The organism is Stappia indica, assembly GCF_020177335.1.
GTDB classification, from domain to species: domain Bacteria; phylum Pseudomonadota; class Alphaproteobacteria; order Rhizobiales; family Stappiaceae; genus Stappia; species Stappia indica_B.
Genome location: NZ_JAIVMG010000005.1, coordinates 233711 through 252310 on the forward strand (window position 1 = coordinate 233711; position 18600 = coordinate 252310).

At 66.3% G+C, this 18600-nt stretch carries 16 protein-coding genes; 4 read left to right on the plus strand and 12 right to left on the minus strand.

What is annotated here, in order from left to right:
- Positions 1-3: 3 nt before the first annotated feature.
- The 10 genes from LC062_RS09435 to LC062_RS09480 all read right to left on the minus strand — a co-directional run bounded on the left by LC062_RS09435 (position 4) and on the right by LC062_RS09480 (position 12345).
- Entirely contained in the window at positions 4-501 is a 498-nt protein-coding gene (locus LC062_RS09435) for a PaaI family thioesterase (RefSeq protein WP_224910782.1), read from the minus strand.
- Positions 498-1427: an NAD(P)H-dependent flavin oxidoreductase gene (locus LC062_RS09440; protein ID WP_224910783.1), complete on the minus strand. Its 930-nt coding sequence runs from the start codon at positions 1425-1427 to the stop codon at positions 498-500. Before LC062_RS09440 ends, LC062_RS09435 begins: the two co-directional genes overlap by 4 nt.
- Positions 1427-3124 carry a class I adenylate-forming enzyme family protein gene (locus tag LC062_RS09445; protein ID WP_224910784.1) on the minus strand — a complete coding sequence of 566 codons (1698 nt, stop codon included), beginning with the start codon at positions 3122-3124 and terminating at the stop codon, positions 1427-1429. Before LC062_RS09445 ends, LC062_RS09440 begins: the two co-directional genes overlap by 1 nt.
- 23 nt (positions 3125-3147) lie before the next feature.
- Positions 3148-4617 carry a class I adenylate-forming enzyme family protein gene (locus tag LC062_RS09450; RefSeq protein ID WP_224910785.1) on the minus strand — a complete coding sequence of 490 codons (1470 nt, stop codon included), beginning with the start codon at positions 4615-4617 and terminating at the stop codon, positions 3148-3150.
- Positions 4614-5834: a thiolase family protein gene (locus tag LC062_RS09455; RefSeq protein ID WP_224910786.1), complete on the minus strand. Its 1221-nt coding sequence runs from the start codon at positions 5832-5834 to the stop codon at positions 4614-4616. Before LC062_RS09455 ends, LC062_RS09450 begins: the two co-directional genes overlap by 4 nt.
- On the minus strand, positions 5831-7537 hold the full coding sequence (gene paaN / locus LC062_RS09460; protein WP_224910787.1) for a phenylacetic acid degradation protein PaaN: 1707 nt from the start codon (positions 7535-7537) through the stop codon (positions 5831-5833). Before paaN ends, LC062_RS09455 begins: the two co-directional genes overlap by 4 nt.
- Positions 7528-8694, minus strand: coding sequence for an acetyl-CoA C-acyltransferase (locus LC062_RS09465; RefSeq protein WP_224910788.1), 1167 nt, complete (start codon positions 8692-8694; stop codon positions 7528-7530). The genes paaN and LC062_RS09465 overlap by 10 nt, the downstream gene beginning before the upstream one ends.
- A gap of 1 nt (position 8695) precedes the next feature.
- Complete coding sequence (locus tag LC062_RS09470) at positions 8696-10141, minus strand: carotenoid oxygenase family protein (protein ID WP_224910789.1); 1446 nt, start codon at positions 10139-10141, stop codon at positions 8696-8698.
- Positions 10142-10272: 131 nt separating this feature from the next.
- Complete coding sequence (locus LC062_RS09475) at positions 10273-11205, minus strand: winged helix-turn-helix transcriptional regulator (RefSeq protein WP_224910790.1); 933 nt, start codon at positions 11203-11205, stop codon at positions 10273-10275.
- Between the two features lie 129 nt (positions 11206-11334).
- The gene (locus tag LC062_RS09480) at positions 11335-12345 is read right to left on the minus strand and encodes a LacI family DNA-binding transcriptional regulator (protein WP_224910791.1); all 1011 of its coding nucleotides are present in this window, start codon (positions 12343-12345) and stop codon (positions 11335-11337) included.
- 142 nt (positions 12346-12487) lie between these two features.
- Here LC062_RS09480 and LC062_RS09485 point away from each other — a divergent pair, with 142 nt between their 5' ends.
- The 4 genes from LC062_RS09485 (at position 12488) to LC062_RS09500 (ending at position 16523) form a co-directional block, all read left to right on the plus strand.
- Positions 12488-13609, plus strand: a complete 1122-nt coding sequence (locus LC062_RS09485; protein WP_224910792.1) for an ABC transporter ATP-binding protein — start codon at positions 12488-12490, stop codon at positions 13607-13609.
- A 67-nt stretch (positions 13610-13676) separates the two neighbouring features.
- The gene (locus LC062_RS09490) at positions 13677-14819 is read left to right on the plus strand and encodes an extracellular solute-binding protein (protein ID WP_224910793.1); all 1143 of its coding nucleotides are present in this window, start codon (positions 13677-13679) and stop codon (positions 14817-14819) included.
- A 67-nt stretch (positions 14820-14886) separates the two neighbouring features.
- Positions 14887-15723: an ABC transporter permease gene (locus tag LC062_RS09495; protein WP_224910794.1), complete on the plus strand. Its 837-nt coding sequence runs from the start codon at positions 14887-14889 to the stop codon at positions 15721-15723.
- Complete coding sequence (locus LC062_RS09500) at positions 15720-16523, plus strand: ABC transporter permease (protein ID WP_224910795.1); 804 nt, start codon at positions 15720-15722, stop codon at positions 16521-16523. The genes LC062_RS09495 and LC062_RS09500 overlap by 4 nt, the downstream gene beginning before the upstream one ends.
- A gap of 75 nt (positions 16524-16598) precedes the next feature.
- Here LC062_RS09500 and LC062_RS09505 read toward each other — a convergent pair whose 3' ends face one another.
- Together LC062_RS09505 and LC062_RS09510 are read right to left on the minus strand one after the other, a co-directional pair.
- On the minus strand, positions 16599-17393 hold the full coding sequence (locus LC062_RS09505; protein WP_224910796.1) for a GntR family transcriptional regulator: 795 nt from the start codon (positions 17391-17393) through the stop codon (positions 16599-16601).
- Positions 17386-18534, minus strand: coding sequence for an alpha-D-ribose 1-methylphosphonate 5-triphosphate diphosphatase (locus LC062_RS09510; protein ID WP_224910797.1), 1149 nt, complete (start codon positions 18532-18534; stop codon positions 17386-17388). Before LC062_RS09510 ends, LC062_RS09505 begins: the two co-directional genes overlap by 8 nt.
- Between the last annotated feature and the right edge of the window lie 66 nt (positions 18535-18600).

Here is an 18600-nt window from a genome sequence, read left to right on the forward strand (position 1 = left end):
ACCTTAGCGGCGGTCCCGGGGTTTGTCTTCTCCCGACTGCACGGAACGGGCGCGAATGGCCACGCCGATGCTGCCCTCGGCGAGAACCGTGCCGGTGGCGTCCAGCACCTCGACCTGTGCCACCATACGCCGTCCGCTCCGGTGGCTGACATGACCAGTGGCGGTGAAGGGACCGCGGTCGAGCCTGCCCGGCGCAAGGTAGCGTACGGCAAGATCCGAGGTCAGGATGGTTTCGTGCGCGCCGATCAGGGTCATCGCCGCACCGCCGCCGCCCATGTCGATCAGCGAGGCGGTCACGCCGCCATGGACGAGGCCGGCAAGATTGGCGTGGCCGGCGTCGATCTCGCAGCGCAGCATCATCCGGCCGGTTGAGACCTCTGTCGGTTCGACCCGCAGCCGCTCGAAGAACCCGCCCGGCTGGCGCTGTTCAAGCCACCGCTGCGCCAGTTCGTAGCCGGTCTTGTCCGGGTCGAGCGAGAAGTCCACGGCCCGCGCCGTCATGCGGGGACCTTCGCCGAAAGCTGCGCGATCGCCGCGCGGTATTCGGCCTCCAGCGTGGCAACGATCTCGGACACCGGCTCGATGGCGCGGCTCTTCCCGACCCCCTGGCCCGCCGCCCAGATATCGCGCCAGCGCTTGGCCACATCGCCGGAGTATTCCCGCTTGGCCGGGGCGCCCGGGCTCGCCGGGTCATAGCCCGCCGCCTCCAGGCTGGCGTTCAGCCAGGACGCAGGTGTGCCGGTCACCGCCGACGTGACGGTCAGATCGTCGATCCCCGCATCGAGCACCATCGCCTTGTAGGCCGGGGCGGCGCGGCTTTCGGTGGCGGGCAGGAAGCGGGTGCCCATGTAGACCAGATCGGCACCGGCGGCGATGGCGCCGGCAATTCCCGCGCCATCGGAGATCCCGCCGCCCACCGCGATCATCCCGCCAAAGAAACTGCGCACGGCGGAGATGAAGGCGAAGGGCGAAAGATGCCCGGTGTGACCGCCGGCACCGGTGCTGATGCAGGCCATGCCATCCACCCCCGCCTCGGCGGCCTTGCGCGCCAGCTTGAGGTTGACCACATCGGCGAACACCTTGCCGCCATAGCCCTTGATCGTTTCCATCACCGGCTTCGGGCTGCCCAGTGCGGTGATGACCAGCGGCGGCTTGTATTCCGCCACCAGCGCCAGATCGTCGGCCAGCCGGGTATTGCTGGAATGGGTGATGAGATTGGCCGCCCAGGGCCCGTCACCCGGCTCAAGCGCCTGGGTGATCGTGCCCATCCATTCATCAAGCTCGGCGGGGGTGCGCAGGTTGGTGGTGGGAAAGGCACCGCCGATCCCGGCCTTGGCCGCCGCGATCACCAGCTCGGGCCCGGAGACAAGGAACATCGGCGCGCAGATCACCGGCAGGCGCATGGAGGCGAGAAGCGGCTCGGTCATCAGGCGAACTCCGCGCGCAGCTCGCGCTTGAGCAGCTTGCCGACCGGGTTGCGCGGCAGTTGCTCCTTCTCTTCCAGCCGCTCGATCTGCTTGAAGATGGCGACGTGCTTCTCCTCGCGCAGGAACCGGTTGAGCTCGTCCTTGCCGGCGCTCTGTCCCGCCTTGAACACGACAAAGGCGCAAAGCCGCTCGCCCAGCTTGTCGTCCGGCTCTCCGACAATGGCCACATCCGCCACCGCCGGATGGGCCAGCAGATAGCCCTCGATCTCCTCCGACGAAATGTTCTGCCCGCCGCGAATGATGATGTCCTTGCAGCGCCCGACGAAGCGGTAGAACTGATCCTTGTCGCCGGCGATCTCGAACATATCGCCGGTGCGGAACCAGCCATCGGCATCGAACACGCGGGCGGTCGCCTCCGGGTTCTCCCAGTAACCGGCGAAAACCGACGGTCCCTTCATGCGCAGCTCCCCAGGGATGCCGGGTTCGCTCACGGGCTGCTCGGTCGCCGGGTCGACCAGTCGGGTCTCGCACCGGTCATGCAGCACCGCCTTCCAGGTAAAGCGCGGATCGAAGCGGGGGAAGAACGCCGCGCGCTGCGCCGGATCGGGAAAGTCGTGATAGGTGCTGGGAAAGGCCGCGCCCTCGTTGGAGCCGAAATAGTTGGCGATCTCGATGCCGAACTTTTCCTTGAAGCCCCGAACCATCCATTCCGACAAGGGCGCGGATCCGGAGCCGATGTTGCGCAAGTGGCTGAAATCGACCCCGTCCACCAGCGCCTCGTTCTGAAGCAGCATGTTGAGGATCGCCGGCGGCGCGACGGTATAGGCCACCTTCTCCTCCTGGATCTGCCGCAGAAACAGCCCCAGATCGAACGGGTGATGCTGGACGAGCGTGCCACTGGTCATCAGCCAGGCGACAAAGCCGGTGGAGATTCCGGCCATGTTGACCATCGGGAAAGGGTTCAGCATGCGGTCGCCGGTTTCCAGCTCGGCGGCATCGGCCACCACCTCGCCCATCACCAGCCACTCATTGTGGTTGCGCGGCACGCCCTTGGGCCGCGCCTCGGTGCCGGACGTCCAGCAGATGGTGACGATATCATCGGCAGTGATCGCGGCGGCCTCTATGGCCGCTTTCGCCGCCTGCCGCATCGCCGGAGTGACCCCGGTCAGCGCCGCATCGAGCCCGACGCTGCCCGCGACGGTCTCGCCGAGCGAGAACACCACCTCAAGGCTCGCCACCTCCTCCTTGACCTGCAAGGCGGCGGCAGTGCCGGCATAGCCGGCGATCCGCGCCGCGCTGACCATGCCCTTGGCCCGAATGCTTGCGGCGATGAAGGCAAGCTCGTTTTCCCGGTACTGCACCGGTGTCGGGCTGACGATGACGCCAAGCCGGCAGCACGCAAGGTAGATCGCCGGCAAGTCGACCAGATTGGGCAGTTGCACCACCAGAGCGTCGTCCTTGCCGATGCCATGGGCGGTCAGCACCGCCGCATAGCGCTCGGCCAGATCGTCAAGCGCTTCCCAGCTCAGGCGCTGCGGCGCCCGGCCGATCAGATCCTCGCAATTGAGCGGATCGACGGCCGCCTCGGCACCCGGGTCACGGGCGAGATTGCGGGCAAAAAGGTCCTGAAGGCGCGTGTCTCCCCACCAGCCCCTGGCCTTGTAGCTCGCGATCTTGTCCTGCGGTATGATGATCATTGCGCGCGTTTCCTCCCTGAAATCTACGCTTGTTCTTGTGACACGAGGGTCCGGACATCACTGCGGACCACTTTGCCCACTGGATTGCGCGGCAGCCCCGCGACCCGGTGAAACCGTTTTGGTGTGCGCACCGGGCCGACCCGCTCACGCATGAAGGCGTGCAGCTCCTCGACCGACGCCCCCGTTACCACGGCCACCTCCAGCCGTTCCCCCCAAACCGGATCCTCCACCCCGAAGGCACAGGCGTCGCGCACCCCGGGATGCGCCACCAGCGCCTGCTCCACCTCCGCGAAGTAGACATTATAGCCACCGGTGATGATCATCTCCTTCGCCCGCCCGACAATGGCAAGCGCGCCATCCACCCCGATCCGGCCGATGTCGCCGGTCCTGAGCCAGCCTTTGTGACGGGCCTCGGCGGTGAGATCAGGAGCATCGAGATAGAAGGTCTCGGTCAGATCGCCGCGCACCAGCACCTCGCCGGTCGCCTCATGGGTTGCCACCTTGCCCTCCTCCGTCAGAACCGCCAGTTCTATGCCAGGAAAGGGGAAACCGACGGTGGCGCGCAGCTCCGGCCGGGCGAGTTGATCCGGGGTGAGCCCGGTGATCGCCATCGGCGCCTCGGTCTGGCCATAGAGGGTGGAGAGCACCGGACCGAAACGGGAAATCGCCTCCTCGATGACCGCAGGGGCCATCGGCGCCGCCGAATAGGTGATGTGGCGCAGAGCCGGGAAATCGGCGGGGCCGAAATCCGCCTCATCCATCAGCATCCGGATCACGGTCGGCGGCAGGAACACCACCGAAACCCGGCGCTTCAGCTCTTCGAGGATCGCCGCCCGGTCGGGCCGGGCAAGCACCACATGGGCCGCACCGGCGGCCAGCACCGGCAGGATGTAATGGGAAGCCCCATGCGAGAGCGGCGCGACGGCAAGATGCACATCCTCCGGACCGAACCGGTAGAACGCCTCCAGCGAGGCAAGGGCCGCGCCCGCGCTGCGCGTGGTCTGCACCACCCCCTTGGGCACGCCCGTGGACCCACCGGTGAACTTGATCGCGAAGGCTGCGGCAGGCCGGTCGGCGATGGCCGGCAACTCGCCCGTGGGCAGCGGTCCGGCGAGCCAGCCATCGAGACCGATCACCGGCGCTGCGGGATCGCCGAGGCTGGTGCGCGAGGCGTCATCGCACAGGGCCAGCGCCAGCCCTGCCCGCGCCATCAGCGCGCTGTTCAGCCCCGCGCCGTTGTTGGGGTTGATCGGCACCCAGACCGCGCCGGCACGCAGGATCGCCAGATAGGCGACGATGTTGCCCCAGGAGTTTTCCGCGCATAACCCGATCCGCGCGCCCGGCGCCACCTGCCGTAAGAGATCGGCCGCCGCCCGGTCAACCAGATCAACCAGCGCGCCGTAGCGCATCGTGGTCGCGCCGTCGTGGATCGCCACCCGGTCGCGCTTCGTGTCGAGATCGCGATAGAGCGCGGAAATCGGGTGCGCGCTCATGCCGGCCCCTCCAACACGGTGACGACGGTCACGCCCTCTTCGACCCCGAGAAAGCCGCCGCCATTCTCGGCAACGGCGATGCGCGCGCCCGCAACCTGCCGCGCGCCCGCCTCACCGCGCAGCTGGGTGACGAGCTCATGAAGCTGGGCAATGCCGGTCGCGCCGATCGGATGCCCCTTGGCCAGCAATCCGCCGGAGGGGTTCACCGGGCTCTTGCCGCCCAGCGCGAAGTCGCCCGCCCGCAGCCGCGCCCCGACGGTGCCGGGTTCGGCCAGGCCAAGGTTCTCGATCTGCTGCACCTCGGCGTAGGCGGTTGCATCATGCACCTCGGCGACATCCACATCCGAGGGAGAAATGCCGGCCATCTCATAAGCGGCCTCTGCCGCCCGGCGACCAACGTGGCTCGCATAGTCATCCCTGGCCCGCTCGGTTGCGCTCCTGAGCGCACAGCCGCGCACACGCACGCTGCGCGGCGCGCCGAGGCGCCGTAGCGCCCGTTCGCCGACCACCACGGCGGCAGCGGCCCCATCGCTCACCGGAGCGCACATGGCACGGGTGAAAGGGAAGACGATGGGCTTGTCGGCCAACACCTCTTCTACCGTGAAGGGGGTGCGGTATTGCGCGTTGGGGTTCAGCGCGCCGGCGGAGTGGTTCTTGGCGGCGACGCGGGCAAAATCCTCCTGGAGGGTGCCGAAGCGCGCCATGTGACTGCGGGCCTGAGCCGCATAAAGGTCCATGAACAGGCTCCGGCCCGGCCCCGGGCGCTCGCCGCCGATCGATACGATGTAGTCGAGCACCCCGTCGCGATCATGAACATCAGTGCCGCCGGCAAAGGCCGCCGCGACCTGTTCCGGCCGGTCCGGATAGACCATCTTCTCGGTGCCGACGATCAACGCCACCTCGACCATTCCGGCACGGATCGCCGCCATCGCCTGCCACAGGGCGGTCGAGCCCGAGGCGCAGGCGTTTTCCACCGTGGCTATGGGAATGCCGGTGATGCCGGCCGCCCGCAGGGCAATCTGGCCGCGAATGGTGTTCTGCCCCTCCAGCATCGGCTGGCGGGTGTTGGCAAACCACGCCGCCTCGATATCGCCGGTGCCGAGCCCCGCGTCAGTGAGTGCCGCCGCCACCGCCGTGGCGGTGAGGCTCTTCACGCTCTCGGCGGGATGCTTGCCAAAGCGCGTCATCGCCGCGCCGAGGATATGAACGCCGCTCATGCGCCGGACCTCATCGGACGCCGGCTTTGCACGATGCGAAAGCGCGCGGCGACAAAGGCGGCGTCAGCCAGACAGGCATTGCCCGCCGGATTGAGGCCGGTGACGTGATAGTCGCTGTAGGCGGCGGCGAAGTTGATCCACATCGCCCCGGTGAGATTGATGGTCAGGTTCGCCCCGGCGCTCTCATAAAGCGGCAGCGCCCGGTCGGTGAACGCCTCGTCGGTGGAATAGAGATAACAGGAGATCGTGCCCCGGGTCCGGGCCAGCTCGGTGGCCTCCTCCACCGCCGCACGCCCGCTCTCGGCGGCGACGATGAAGAGCACCGGGCCGAACCGCTCCTCGGCGTAAAGCTCCACCTGCTGCGGCTCGACCGCCAGTACCAGCGGTGTGAGAGTGCGCGCTTTCGGATAGTGCGGATGCGCATAAGGGCCGGCCTTGCGCAGAACGCGCAAGCCCTCGCGCGCGGCGGTCGCCGCCAGATCGGCCACCACATCGAGGCTCACCTGCCCCTGCACCGCCCCCATGATACCGGCGGCCATGGCCGGATCCCGGGCGATGGCGTCGATCTCATCGACCAAAGCCTGCGCGACCTCATCGAAGGAGACATGTCCGGCGGCGGTGTCGATACCGTCCCTGGGCACATAGATCACTTGCGGGCTGGTGCACATCTGCGCCGAGAATAGCGAACTGGCCCGGGCGATGGCCCGCATGGCAGAGGTCAGATCCTCGGCGCTTTCCACCACCACCGAATTGACCCCGGCGGTCTCGGTGTAAAGCAGCTTGCCGGTGATCGTGGTTTCCAGCTCGCGGCCATAGCGCGGGCTGCCGGTGAAGTCGATGATCTGCACCGCCGGATGGGCGATGATCCGGCCGGCGACGGGCTCCGCCCGGGTGTCGACGGCCAGCGTCACCAGATTGGGATCGAAGCCATATTCCGTCAGCACCGCACGGGCGATCTCCACCGCAAGCGCCATCGGTGCCACCGCAATGGGATGGGGCTTGACGATCACCGGATTGCCGGTGGCAAGGCTGGCGAACATGGCCGGATAGGCATTCCACGTGGGGAACGAGGCGCAGCAGATCACCAGTCCGATGCCACGCGGCACCAGCGTGTAGCGCTTGGTCAGCGCCACGTCCTCGCGCCCGAAGGTCCGGCGATACTCCGCCTCCGGAACCACCGCCTCCATGGCACGGGCGGCATGGGCAAGGGCTTCCAGCCCTCGGTCGAGCGCATTCGGACCGGAACCGGAGAACGCCTGGGTGTAGCTTTGTCCGGTGGTGTGCATGATGAGATGGGTCATCTCGAAATTGCGGTCATAGAGCCGCATCGCTATCTCGGCGCAGAGCGCCACCCGCAACGCCGGCGCGGCAGTGGCCCACGCCCCTTGCGCCGCATCGGCAGCGGCGATCAGCGCCTCCGGGTCGCTGACCGGATAGGTGATGCCCAATGGCTCGCCGGTATAGGGCGAGACCTCTTCCCCGCTCCATCCCAGCACGCCGGGCTGGCCCAGATCGTAAGGGCGGCCAAGGCGTTCCTCGAACGCGGCCTTGCCGGTGCGGGGCTTTTCCGGCCCATGCACCTTCGTCGATGGCGTATCGTGAAACGGGCTCCAGCTCTCGCGGCTGCCGACCGCCGCGATCGCCCGGGCGACAAGCGGGGCATGCGCGGCCACCAGCGCGGCGCGTTTGTCGATCACGTCCATGGCTCAATCCCCTGCCGTTCGACGATCATCGCGGAACCGGTGCCGGACGCGCCGGTCGCCACCACCAACCCATACCGCCCCCCCGATGCATCAAGCGCATCCAGCAATGTGGAGAGCAGGATCGCGCCGGATGCACCCAGCGGATGGCCCTTGGCCATGTGTCCGCCACTGACATTCACCTTGTCCGGGTCGGGCCCACAGTCGCGCATGAATTTCGCGATTGTGACGCCGAAGGCTTCCATGAACTCGATCCGGTCCATCTGCTCCAGCCGCAACCCGGCGCGGTCGAGCGCCCGGTCCATCGCCGCGAAACCGGCGGTGAGCGAGGCAGCAGGATCTCCCCCGACCTCGGCCCAGGCAAGGATGCGGGCGCGGGGGGCGGCCTCAACCACGCCTTCGGCGCCGACAAGGGCGAGCGCCGCGCCGTCACACATGGGCGGGGCATGGGCGATGGTGTGCCGGTGGTCGAGCCGCCGGCCCTGCAGCGCCTCGGCATAGGCCCCGGCCAGTTCGGCAAAGGCGGGCGCCAGTGCCGCCAGCGCCTCGGCGGAGGTCGCCCGGACGCTTTCCTCCCGGTCGAGCCCGGCGACAGGAATGCGCGAGGCGGTCAGCGTGGTGCCCTCCGCCCCGGCGGCGCGGCGCTGGGACAGGAGCGCCAGCGCATCCATCTCCTCGCGGGAAATGCCCTCATCCTCCGCGAGCCGGTCGGCGGCCAGCGCCACGGGAAGAAACCGCGTGCGCGGCGGGAAGCTGGCGTCGGTGTAGTAGCTTGCCTTGTCGGCAAGGAACGGCACCGCCGACATCATTTCCACCCCGCCGGCGAGCGCGCTTCCGGCCTGACCACTGGCGACCATCGCCGCAGCCTGACCGATGACGGTGAGCCCGGAGACACAGTAGTTGTTCACGGTGAAGGCGCTGGCGCCCTCATCGAGCCCGGCAGCCAGTTTCGAGACCAGCGCGAGATTGCCGCCCTGGGCGCCGATCTGGCCGACACAGCCAAGGATCAGCGCTTCGGGCGCGAGCGCCGCACCGACACGGCTCCCGATCGCCGCGACAAGCGCGGCGACGAGATCCTGGGGTTTTTGCGCGGCAAGACCGCCGTCGGGCCTCGCCTTGCCGCGTGCGGTTCGCACCGCATCGTAGATGAATGCGGTCATGTCAGCGAACGAACGCCTCGCCCGGCGCCCAAGTGCCATGGAACCCGGCCGGCATGCGCTGCGGCAGGATCACCCGGGCCACCGGCGCATCGGAGAAGTTCCGGGCATCGAGGATCCGCACCTCGGAACGGCCCGTCGCCTCGTCGGTGACGAAGGTGATGACATAGCCATCATCCTCGGCCGTGGCGCCGACACGCGGGGCGAAGGCCGGCTCGGAGCCATAGACCCCGGGCTCGAACATGTGTTCCTCGGCCTTGCCGGACAGAAGATCGTATTTGTAAAGGCCGTCGAACAGCAGGCGGATCTCGTCGGACTTGATCGAGACATGGTAGGACCAGCGGCTGTGGTAGCCGGTATGCTCAAGGTTCACCACCGGGAACTCGCCGATGCGGTCGTCGAGCTGGCGCTGGGTGCAGGCGCCGGTACGCATGTTCATGCGCCATTCCACCGGGACCGCGTGCAGGCTCAGCACCTCGACCATCGGTCCGTAGGCACCGAATTCGCTGCCGGCGCGGTGACCATGCGGCTGCATCTTGCAGGCCACCATCACCACTTCGTCGCCTTCCTCCCAGCAATTCACCACGTGGTAGATGTAGCAGCTGTCGGTCTCGAACCACTTGACCTGATCGCCGCGCCCGTTGCGCGGCACCACGCCGAAGCGGGCCGGTTGATCGGCGTGGCGGATGTTCCAGGTGCCCCGGCGCAGCCCGGTTTCCGTCATCAGCACCGGCAGGTCATGCAGGATCAGATAATTCTCGGTCAGCCCCATATCATGGGGAAGGCGCGGCCCGGGCAGCTCCACCCGGTCGAAATTCACCAGCTCATTGTTCGCCGACACCACACCGAAGCTCATCCACGGCTCGGTCAGGGAATAGTCGAAGAAGACGAACTCGCCGGTGCGCCCGTCGACCTTCGAATGCGCCGAGACATGGCGCGGCAGCTTGCCGCCAAAGGTCTCGTTGCCGATGGTCTCCAGCGTGCGCGGGTTCACCCGCACCGGCGTGCCGGAGACATACCACAGCGCCATCAACTCGCCATTGTGCAGCACCACGTCCGTATTGGCGGTGTCCTTGTAGACGGTACCGGACCGCTCACGATTGGCCGGCAGCAGAATGCCGCCCGCGTCGAGCGTGCCGGCGACTTCCGCCCGGTGGTCGTCGGTCTGGATGTAGCGGTTGCGGTACTCGGCCTTGCCGTTCTCGAAATAGATCGCGTGCAGCATGCCGTCGCCGTCAAACCAGTGATGCAGCGCGGTCGGGGCATGCACCGGATTGGGGCCGTTGCGGTAGTAGCCACCGAAAAGGTCTTTCGGAATCTCGCCGATCACCTCCAGCTCAAGCGCGGTCACTTCGCGCTTCACCGGCTCATAGACCCCTTGCAGATACGGGTTCAGCGTGTTGATCCCGGTCAGCTCGCCGGTCTCGATCCGTTTCGTCGCAGCATCCATCGACACCCCCCCACTTGCATAATCGAACTCATTGGCGACGGTAGCATGTAAGTTCGGTAATGCAAGCAACTTTGTCGCATCACGCCATCACGACACAGCCAGCGCTGAAACGGAGTGGCGAAAATGCGCGCTCAGCCTGGCGAGAAATCGAAGCGCACATCACGCGGATGAAGCGGTTTTCTACAGCAGGAACAGACCACTGCGGCATCGAGCGGATGGGCATCCGCGCCATGAAACAGAAGCAGCGGCGACCCTTCGGCGGCCGCGAAATAGCTGTCGCCCCAGCGCAGCAGCATGACCAGCACCGGGTAGTAGTCGATGGATTTGCGGGTGAGCCGATAGCCGCCCCGACCGGATGCCTCATCGCCCTCGCGGCTGGCGACGAGCCCCTGGCTCTGCAGCCAGCTGAGCCGCTCGGACAGGATGTTGGTGGCCATCCCGCTGTCGGCGCGGATCTTCTCGAAGCTGGTGATCCCGGTGAAGAGCGCCCGCAGCACGAGGCTTGCCCAGCGATCGCCGATGATCTGCGCCGCTTCGACCATCAGCACCGGACCGTCCGGGCGTGCCGCCACCGCTTCCCGGTGCTGGCGCCTTCGCGCATAGGCCTCGGGCATCAGCCCCACCCCCGGCCCTTCGCGCCAGCTCACGTCAAAGGCACTGAACTCCTCGCCGCAGGTCAGGCACTGCGGCACCGGCTCGAACTCCCCGCCGCAGGAGACATGGGTCAGCCGCACCGCATCGCGTGCCTTGCCGGAGCCCCATTTGCGCTCCCAGCGCAGCATCATCAGCGACACCCAGTAAAGATCGATCCCCATCTGCGAGAGCCGGTATTCATAGCGCGGCGGCCGCTGCGAATAGGGCACCTTCACCATCACGCCGGCCTCGACCAGGCGCTTGAGCCGGGCGCTGATCAGCGCCTTGCGCAAGCCTGTCATCTCCAGAAACTGGTCGAACCGCTTGGCCCCGAGCCACGAGGCCTCGATGATCATGACGATGGAGGCATCGCCGATCACCTCCAGCGCGCGCCAGATGGAGCAGGTGCGGATCTGTTTCTGCGTTGACATCGGGCAGCGCTCGGGGGCCAGAGGGAGGTTCTGCTCTCGCTGCTAGCACAGTCTCCCAAGTCTTTGCCAGCGCGGAGCGCCGGGCGCGGCGGCTTCTCAGGCAATGCCCCCGGGAGGCACCGCCTTCGATCAATGCGTTCCGCGCAGGATCAGCTCCGGTTCGATCCAGGCGACCTCATTGTCCTTGCCGGGAGCTTCAAGCCGCGCGCTCAACAGGCGCAGGATCTGCGAAACGGTCTGGTCCATGTCGTTTCGCACGGTGGTGAGATCGAACCCCGGCCAGGCCGCCATCGAAATATCGTCAAAGCCGATGATCGACAGATCCTCAGGGATGCTGAGGCCGCCTTCCTGCCTGGCCGCCGCCATCACGCCGAGCGCCATTGCGTCATTGGCACAGAACAGCCCATCGATCTCTGCCCCCCCGGCCAGCAGATCCCGTGCCGCCGCATAGCCGCCCTCGAAACTGTAGTCCGCATGCGCCAGCACGGCCGGTGAAAGGCCTTCCTCGGCGAGCGCGGCTTCAAATCCGGTGCGCCGGTCCTGATCGGACGACAGATGGGGCACCCCGCCGAGATAGCCCAGCTTTCGGCGCCCCCGCGCCACAAGCGCCCGCACCGCCATCGCCGCACCGCGCGCATTGTCACAACAGACACAGTCGACGCCCGGTGCGGTCATCACCCGGCCTGACAGGATCATCGGGATGTTCAGCTTGGCGCAATGCAGCGCCACGGATTCGGCGACACTGCCGCCGCGCAGAATCAGCGCGTCGAGTGGATAGCCCAGCACGCCGAGCACATCCTCTTCTCGCAGGTCCTCATGCCCGCCCAGCACCACCGGCCACTTGCCCAGACCACGCAGGGACTGGACGAGCCGCGCCAGAATTTCCGCATCGTAATGGTTGACCAGATCGCCGGTCACGATGGCCACAAGGTCGGAACGGCCGGCGGCTTGCAGCCCGGCGGCCAGCGCATTGGGGCGATAGCCAAGCTCTTGCGCGACCTTCAGGATCTTCTCGCGTTTGGCCCGATCGAGATAGGCGCCCGCGGTAAAGGCGCGCGACACGGCGGAACGCGATACGCCTGCCGCCTCCGCCACCTGGGCTGCCGTGATCCGGCGGGACGGCCGGTCCTTGTTCTGCATCGCTTAAGAATCCCGCCTTCGCTGTTTGCCGGCACCCTGCCGCAATTTGCAAAATTATTGGTCACGTCACAAACTTGTTACTTCACGCAGTTATGTGAACACGTGTTCATAGCATTCACCCAGATTTTGTGGAAGGCACCGAATGCCCCTGGATCAGTCCGCTCTCGCTAACGCTCCCCTCAAGCTCGGCGCAGGTATCAGCCTCAGCGACCTGCGCGTGGGCTATTCCGAGCAGGACGTTCTGTCGGGCATCAATCTGGAGGTTGCCGCAGGCGAGTTTGTCGCCCTGCTCGGCGCCTCGGGCTGCGGCAAGACCACGCTGCTGCGGGCGCTTGCCGGGTTCGTTCCTGTGCGGGGTGGCGCCATGCATGTGGACGGGCACGACATGACCGGGGTGGGCCCGGAAAAGCGCGGCATGGCGATGATGTTCCAGTCCTACGCGCTGTGGCCGCACATGAACGTGGCGCAGAACATCGGCTATGGCCTGAAGCTCCGGCGCAAGTCGCGCGCGGAAATCGAGACGCGGGTGAAGGAAATGGCCCATCTGGTGGGCCTGCAAGATCTGCTTCATCGCAGGATCGCGGCCCTTTCGGGCGGTCAGCGTCAGCGGGTGGCGCTGGCACGGGCGCTGGCGATCGACCCGCCCGTCCTGCTGCTCGATGAACCCCTGTCGAACCTCGACGCCGGCATCCGCGCCACCATGCGCCACGAAATCCGCGACCTTCAGCAACGCCTCGGCCTGACCACCATTCTCGTCACTCATGATCGGGAAGAGGCCATGTCGATGGCCGACCGGGTGGTGATCCTGAACGCGGGCCGCATCGCCCAGGTCGGCACGCCGGAGGAGGTGTTTCACACGCCGGCCAATGCCTATGTGGCCCGGTTCATGGGCGCGGGCAACACGCTTCACGCCACCGCCCGCCTCATCGGAGGGGCTGTCGAGCTTCAGCTGGACGACGCCACCTGCCAGCTTCCCCGGGCAAGCGGATCTGAGGCCGGGGTCCATTTCCCAAAGGCCCAGGACGGCCCCGTGGAGGTGATGTTTCACAGCGATGCCGTGCGGCTTGGCCCGGCGCCACAGCCGGGCGAGAGCCTGGCCCTCAAGGGCACGGTCATCCAGCATTCCTATCTGGGATCGGTTTATCGCCACGAGGTGCGGATCGGCAGCACCCGTATTCTGGCGGACGATCCCGCGAAGGTGCCCATCGGCAGTGCGATCGATGTGAGCATACCGGCCACGGCCCTCAGTCTGTTTCCTGCATAGCCCCAGACACCCGTGACCGGAAATGGGCGGCCCCTGGCCCGCCTCACCCCCTGAATGGAGAAACTCCATGGCACTCAAGATTACGAACCTTCTGGCCTCGGCGGCCATTGTCCTTGCCGGCACGGGCGCCGCGCAGGCACAGAACGTGCTGAACGTCGTCTCGGGCGGCTCGGAGAACATGGTCGACTATGTCACCGACTATCTCGGCCCCCTCTTTGAGGAACAGAACCCGGGCTGGACGGTGAAGATCGTCGGCACCGGCGCCGGCGATGCCGGCTCGCAGACGATCATGGAAAAGCTGGTCGCCCAGTCCGGCAACGATGCCTGGGATACCGACGTGGTCGTCGTCACCCAGCTCAAGGCCGGTGAAATGGTCACCGACGGCCTGCTGCAGGCCTATGTCGGCGATATCGCCACCGGCAAGCTGGCGACCCGCGACACCGCCAAGGTCGCGCTCGGCACCAATGTCGAGGGCTATGTGATGCCGATGTTCCACAGCCAGACCGCGATCGCCTACAACCCGGACGTCGTCGCCAACCCGCCCAAGAGCTTTGACGAGCTGAAGGCATGGACGGCCGAGCATCCCGGCGCGTTCGGCTACAACGGCATCAAGAACGGCATGTCCGGCGTCGCCTTCACCACCGGCTGGATGTACGCCTATGCGGGCAACACCGACCAGCTGATGAACGGCCCCTACGATCCGGAGCTGAAGGCGGGCTGGGACAAGGCCCTCACTGAGCTGAAGGCCTTCAACGAGAACGTGACCTTCACCCCGGGCAATGCCGGCACGCTCGACATGATGAACCGAGGCGAGATCGTCATGGGTCCGGTCTGGGTCGACATGTTCTACACCTGGCAGGCCGACGGCCGCCTGAACCCGAACCTCAAGCTGCTGTTGCCGGAGCCGGGCATGCCGGGCCAGCCCTACTACTATGCGATCCCGGCCAAGGCCGCCAATGCCGAAGCCGCGCGCAAGTTCATCGAGCTGGCCACCAGCCCCGACGTGCAGGCCGAAGGCATCGTCAAGCGGTTCAACTGGTATCCGGGCATCGACGCCCAGCATGTGGAGAGCACTCTGGACAAGGCCACCTGGGACAAGCTGTTCACCGACGTGACCCCGGCCGATCTGGCCGCCAAGGGCAAGCCGTTCCCGCTCGGCCCGTTCTTCGATGACATCCGCGAAGCCTATGAAGTGAAGGTTTCCAACTGATCGCCTCACGGCATCGAAGCGCGAGCCCCCGCAAGGCTCGCGCTTTTTCTCTTGCGAAGGCTCCCCGATGCTCTCACGTCGCGCCTCTCTGTTCCTGATCGCCCCAGCCGTCGTGCTGCTCGGCCTGCTCTTCCTCTACCCGCTCAGCTATTCGCTGATCTGGGCCTTCAGCGACGAGGACCTCGGTGGCTGGGGCCTGCAGAACTTCATCAAGGCCTGGGGTCTTTATTCCTGGGACGTGCTGTTCACGCTGATCATCGTCACATTGTCGACCCTGATCATCGGCGCCATGTCGGTGGCCATCGGCGGCTACCTGACCCTTGGCGAGAACCGGGTGGCGCTGACCGTGTTGCGCACGCTCTATCGCTGGCCGCTGTTCATCCCCTTCGTGGTCTCGGCCCAGCTCATGCGCACCTTTCTGGCCAAGAACGGCATGATGAACAACATCATCACCTCCACCGGACTGATGGATCCGCTCGCCGCCGCCAGCTTTCTCGACTGGCGCGGCATCGTCATCACCTTCGTGTGGAAACAGACGCCCTTCGTGGCGCTCTTGGTCGCCGGCGCCATGGCCGCGCTTGACCGGTCGACCATCGAGGCCGCGCGCAACCTGGGGGCCGGCCGGCTGCGCATTCTCCTCGGCATCGTCGTGCCGCAGGTCGGCACCACGCTGATGGTCGGGCTGATCCTGTCCTATGTGGTGATGATGTCGGTGCTGTCGGTGCCGCTGATGATCAACGCCCAGACGCCGACCATGATCACCGTCGACATGGCCTGGCGCATCAATGCCTACAGCGACTATGGCGTCGCCAACGCGCTTGGCTTCATCACCTATGCAATGACCGCGGTGATTGCCTGGATTTATCTGCGCCAGGGCGTGCGCGAAGGGGGACGGCCGCAATGAACATCCTGCGCACCAGTATCATCGCCGTCCTTCTGGCGCTGCTGGCCTTCGCCATTTTCGGACCGATCACCAATCTCCTGATCTGGTCGGTGGCCGAAACCTGGTATTTCCCCGCCAAGCTGCCGCAAAGCTACGGTTTCGCTTTCTGGGAGCGGGTCTTCCGCCCTCAGGGCAACGCGATGGAATCTCTCGGGAATTCGGTCCTGATCGCAGTGTTCACCGTGATCGCGTCCCTCGCCGTGGCCATTCCGGCAGGGCTGGCGCTCGGGCGCGGCAGGCTGCCGTGGCGCTCCGCCTTCCTGCTTCTGTTCCTGCTGCCGCAGGCGTTTCCCTCGCTCGCCGTACACATGAACATTGCCCGGATCTTCTACAGCCTCGGGCTCAACGGCACCTATACTGGCGTCGTGCTGGTGCATACCATCCAGGGGCTCGTCTTCTCGGTCTGGATCGCCACCGCCGCCTTTTCGGCCGTAGACCGGGAGTTGGAGGAAGCAGCGGCCAATATGGGCGCCTCCCCCTTCACCGTGTTCCGCACCATTACCCTGCCGCTGGCGTTGCCGGGATTGATGGCAAGCGCGATCTTCGTTTTCCTCATCTCGCTCGATGAATTCACCGGCACGTTCTTCGTCGGCGTTCCCGATGTCACCACCATGCCGCTCTTGCTGTTCACCGCGTCGATGGAGGGCAACTATCAGATCGCCTCGATCACCGCGCTCATCCTGCTGGTGCCCTCGGTCGGCTTCATGCTGTTCATCGAACGGTTCCTGAAGGCCGATGTGCTGGCCAAGGTGGGGAGCTGAAAAGCCCCCATCCCGGGCAGCCGAACGCACATCCCCCTGCCCGCGCGGGCCGAAGCGCGGACAGGCCCACGCCGGTCAGTGCGGCACCGCGAACACCAGTTCCACGCTCGCCATCGGCCAGCAGCCACGGTTGAACTCGATCGCCGCACCGGAGGCATCGCAGTTGATCGCCGTCACATACTGCACCGGCGTCTTCGGCGAGATTTCGAGAACCTCGGCCTCGCTGCGGCTTGCAAGCCCGCCGAGAACCCGCGTTTCGGACCGGTAAAAACTGTCGATGCCGGCACTCTGAAACACGTCCTTGACCGAACCGCTCTGGCGATAGCGCGCCTCGAACTCAGGGAACCGGGCGGCGGGAAACTCCTTGCGCGACACATAGATCGGCGCACCATCCAGTTGGCGCAGCCGATGCAGGCAGATCACCTCGTCATCCGGCGCGATGCCGAAAAGCTCTGCCGCTTCGGGACTGGGCCTCTGCCTGCCGAGCCAGAGGGTCCTGGAGGTGATGTCACCCCCATCGACCGCAAGCGACTCGGCGAACTGCATGTCATTGCGGATGAGAAACCGGCGCGGCCGCGAGCGGACAAAGATGCCCACCCCCTTGCGCGCCTGCAACAGCCCCTCATTCTGGTGCAGGGCGAGCGCGCGCCGCATGGTGATGCGGCTCACGCCGAACAGATCGGCCAGATAGACCTCTCCCGGCAATTTCGCCCCGGGCGCCACGACCTCCCTGCGGATCACATCCGCAAGCCGGTCGTAGATCTGCAACCAGATGGGGCGCACCGACCTTGCCTTGTAGGGCATGGCGGCAAGCGCCGCCAGCTCGGAAAGCCCTTCCTGATTCGCACTTCCCGGGGGCACATCAGCCACGCTCGAACACCTTCCTTCCCGCGACGAACACGGCCCGAATGTCGCGCGTGGCGCGGTCCATGACAAGAAGGTCGCCGCGCAGACCCGGGGCGATCCGTCCCCGATCCGTCAGCCCGGCCGCCTCGGCGGGGTTCGCAGAGACGATCGGCCACGCTTCTTCCAACGGCAAGGCGCCATCGTCCAGAAGCCGGAACATCGCATGGCGCTGTGCGGGATAGTAGTAATCGGACGCCAGCACGGAGCACTGGCCGGCCCGGACCGCACTGCCGGCGCATAGCGCGCCATTATGGCTGCCACCGCGTACGACATTCGGCGCGCCCATGATCACATGCTCTCCCGCTTCACGTGCGGCAATGGCCATCTGTTCGGTCATCGGGAACTCCGAGACCGTCACGCCGTGGCGCCGGCCTTCCGCCCTGCCCTCCGGGGTCACCTCATCATGCGCCAGGATCGGCACGTTGCGGTGGCGCGCGCCCTCGCACAGCCGCGCCATGGCCTCCGGAACCTCATCGCGGCGCGCCCAGATCTCGTCGATCAGCCGCTTTGCCTGCACTGCGGAAACACCCATGCGCGCCGCCATGCGCTCAAGCTTGGGCGCGCCCGCCTCCAGGGTGCGATTGGCGCTCGTGTGGTCGTTGATCGACAGAATGTCGCCGGACCCGCTGTCCAGCCAGGCAAGGACCTGGTCGACATGGTCGATGGCGAAGGTTTCCCAGCGGATGTTCAGGCGGGTGTCGCCCCCGAGACGCGGCGCAATCGCGCGATGCGCGGCGACAAGGTCGCGCGCGTGGTCGATGCTACGCAACCCCGGTTCCCAGGAAACCGTGAGCCCGTGATAGGCCGTGGTGATCCCGTTGGCGAGAAGCTGGGCACCCGCTTCGGCAAAGGCAACCTCGGGCGGAAACCGGACACCCGGTCGCGGCTCGAGAATGCGTTCGAACGCATCGCCATGAACATCGACGATGCCAGGCAGCACCCAGGCGCCGGATGCATCGAACCGCTGCGCTCCGGCACTGCCCTCCTCCTGAATGATTCCATCACCCAGATGCAGCGGCTGCGCTGCAAACCCTTCCTCCGTCAGCACCTCACCGCCGGAGATCACCCACTCATTCGCCATGTTCGACACCGCTCCACTCGTCACGAAAGTGTTATGCGGCTCCTCTATGAACGCGGTGTGTGACATCCCTGTGTATACAGCAATCTGTTG

Excerpts from the sequence above, each read along its gene's own strand:
- LC062_RS09435 (WP_224910782.1), bottom strand. The coding sequence starts at position 501 with ATGACGGCGCGGGCCGTGGACTTCTCGCTCGACCCGGACAAGACCGGC.
- LC062_RS09480 (WP_224910791.1), bottom strand. The coding sequence starts at position 12,345 with ATGCAGAACAAGGACCGGCCGTCCCGCCGGATCACGGCAGCCCAGGTG.
- LC062_RS09485 (WP_224910792.1), top strand. The coding sequence starts at position 12,488 with ATGCCCCTGGATCAGTCCGCTCTCGCTAACGCTCCCCTCAAGCTCGGC.
- LC062_RS09495 (WP_224910794.1), top strand. The coding sequence starts at position 14,887 with ATGCTCTCACGTCGCGCCTCTCTGTTCCTGATCGCCCCAGCCGTCGTG.
- paaN (WP_224910787.1), bottom strand. The coding sequence starts at position 7,537 with ATGGACGTGATCGACAAACGCGCCGCGCTGGTGGCCGCGCATGCCCCG.
- LC062_RS09470 (WP_224910789.1), bottom strand. The coding sequence starts at position 10,141 with ATGGATGCTGCGACGAAACGGATCGAGACCGGCGAGCTGACCGGGATC.
- LC062_RS09455 (WP_224910786.1), bottom strand. The coding sequence starts at position 5,834 with ATGAGCGGCGTTCATATCCTCGGCGCGGCGATGACGCGCTTTGGCAAG.
- LC062_RS09450 (WP_224910785.1), bottom strand. The coding sequence starts at position 4,617 with ATGAGCGCGCACCCGATTTCCGCGCTCTATCGCGATCTCGACACGAAG.
- LC062_RS09440 (WP_224910783.1), bottom strand. The coding sequence starts at position 1,427 with ATGACCGAGCCGCTTCTCGCCTCCATGCGCCTGCCGGTGATCTGCGCG.
- LC062_RS09490 (WP_224910793.1), top strand. The coding sequence starts at position 13,677 with ATGGCACTCAAGATTACGAACCTTCTGGCCTCGGCGGCCATTGTCCTT.
- LC062_RS09500 (WP_224910795.1), top strand. The coding sequence starts at position 15,720 with ATGAACATCCTGCGCACCAGTATCATCGCCGTCCTTCTGGCGCTGCTG.
- LC062_RS09465 (WP_224910788.1), bottom strand. The coding sequence starts at position 8,694 with ATGACCGCATTCATCTACGATGCGGTGCGAACCGCACGCGGCAAGGCG.
- LC062_RS09475 (WP_224910790.1), bottom strand. The coding sequence starts at position 11,205 with ATGTCAACGCAGAAACAGATCCGCACCTGCTCCATCTGGCGCGCGCTG.
- LC062_RS09445 (WP_224910784.1), bottom strand. The coding sequence starts at position 3,124 with ATGATCATCATACCGCAGGACAAGATCGCGAGCTACAAGGCCAGGGGC.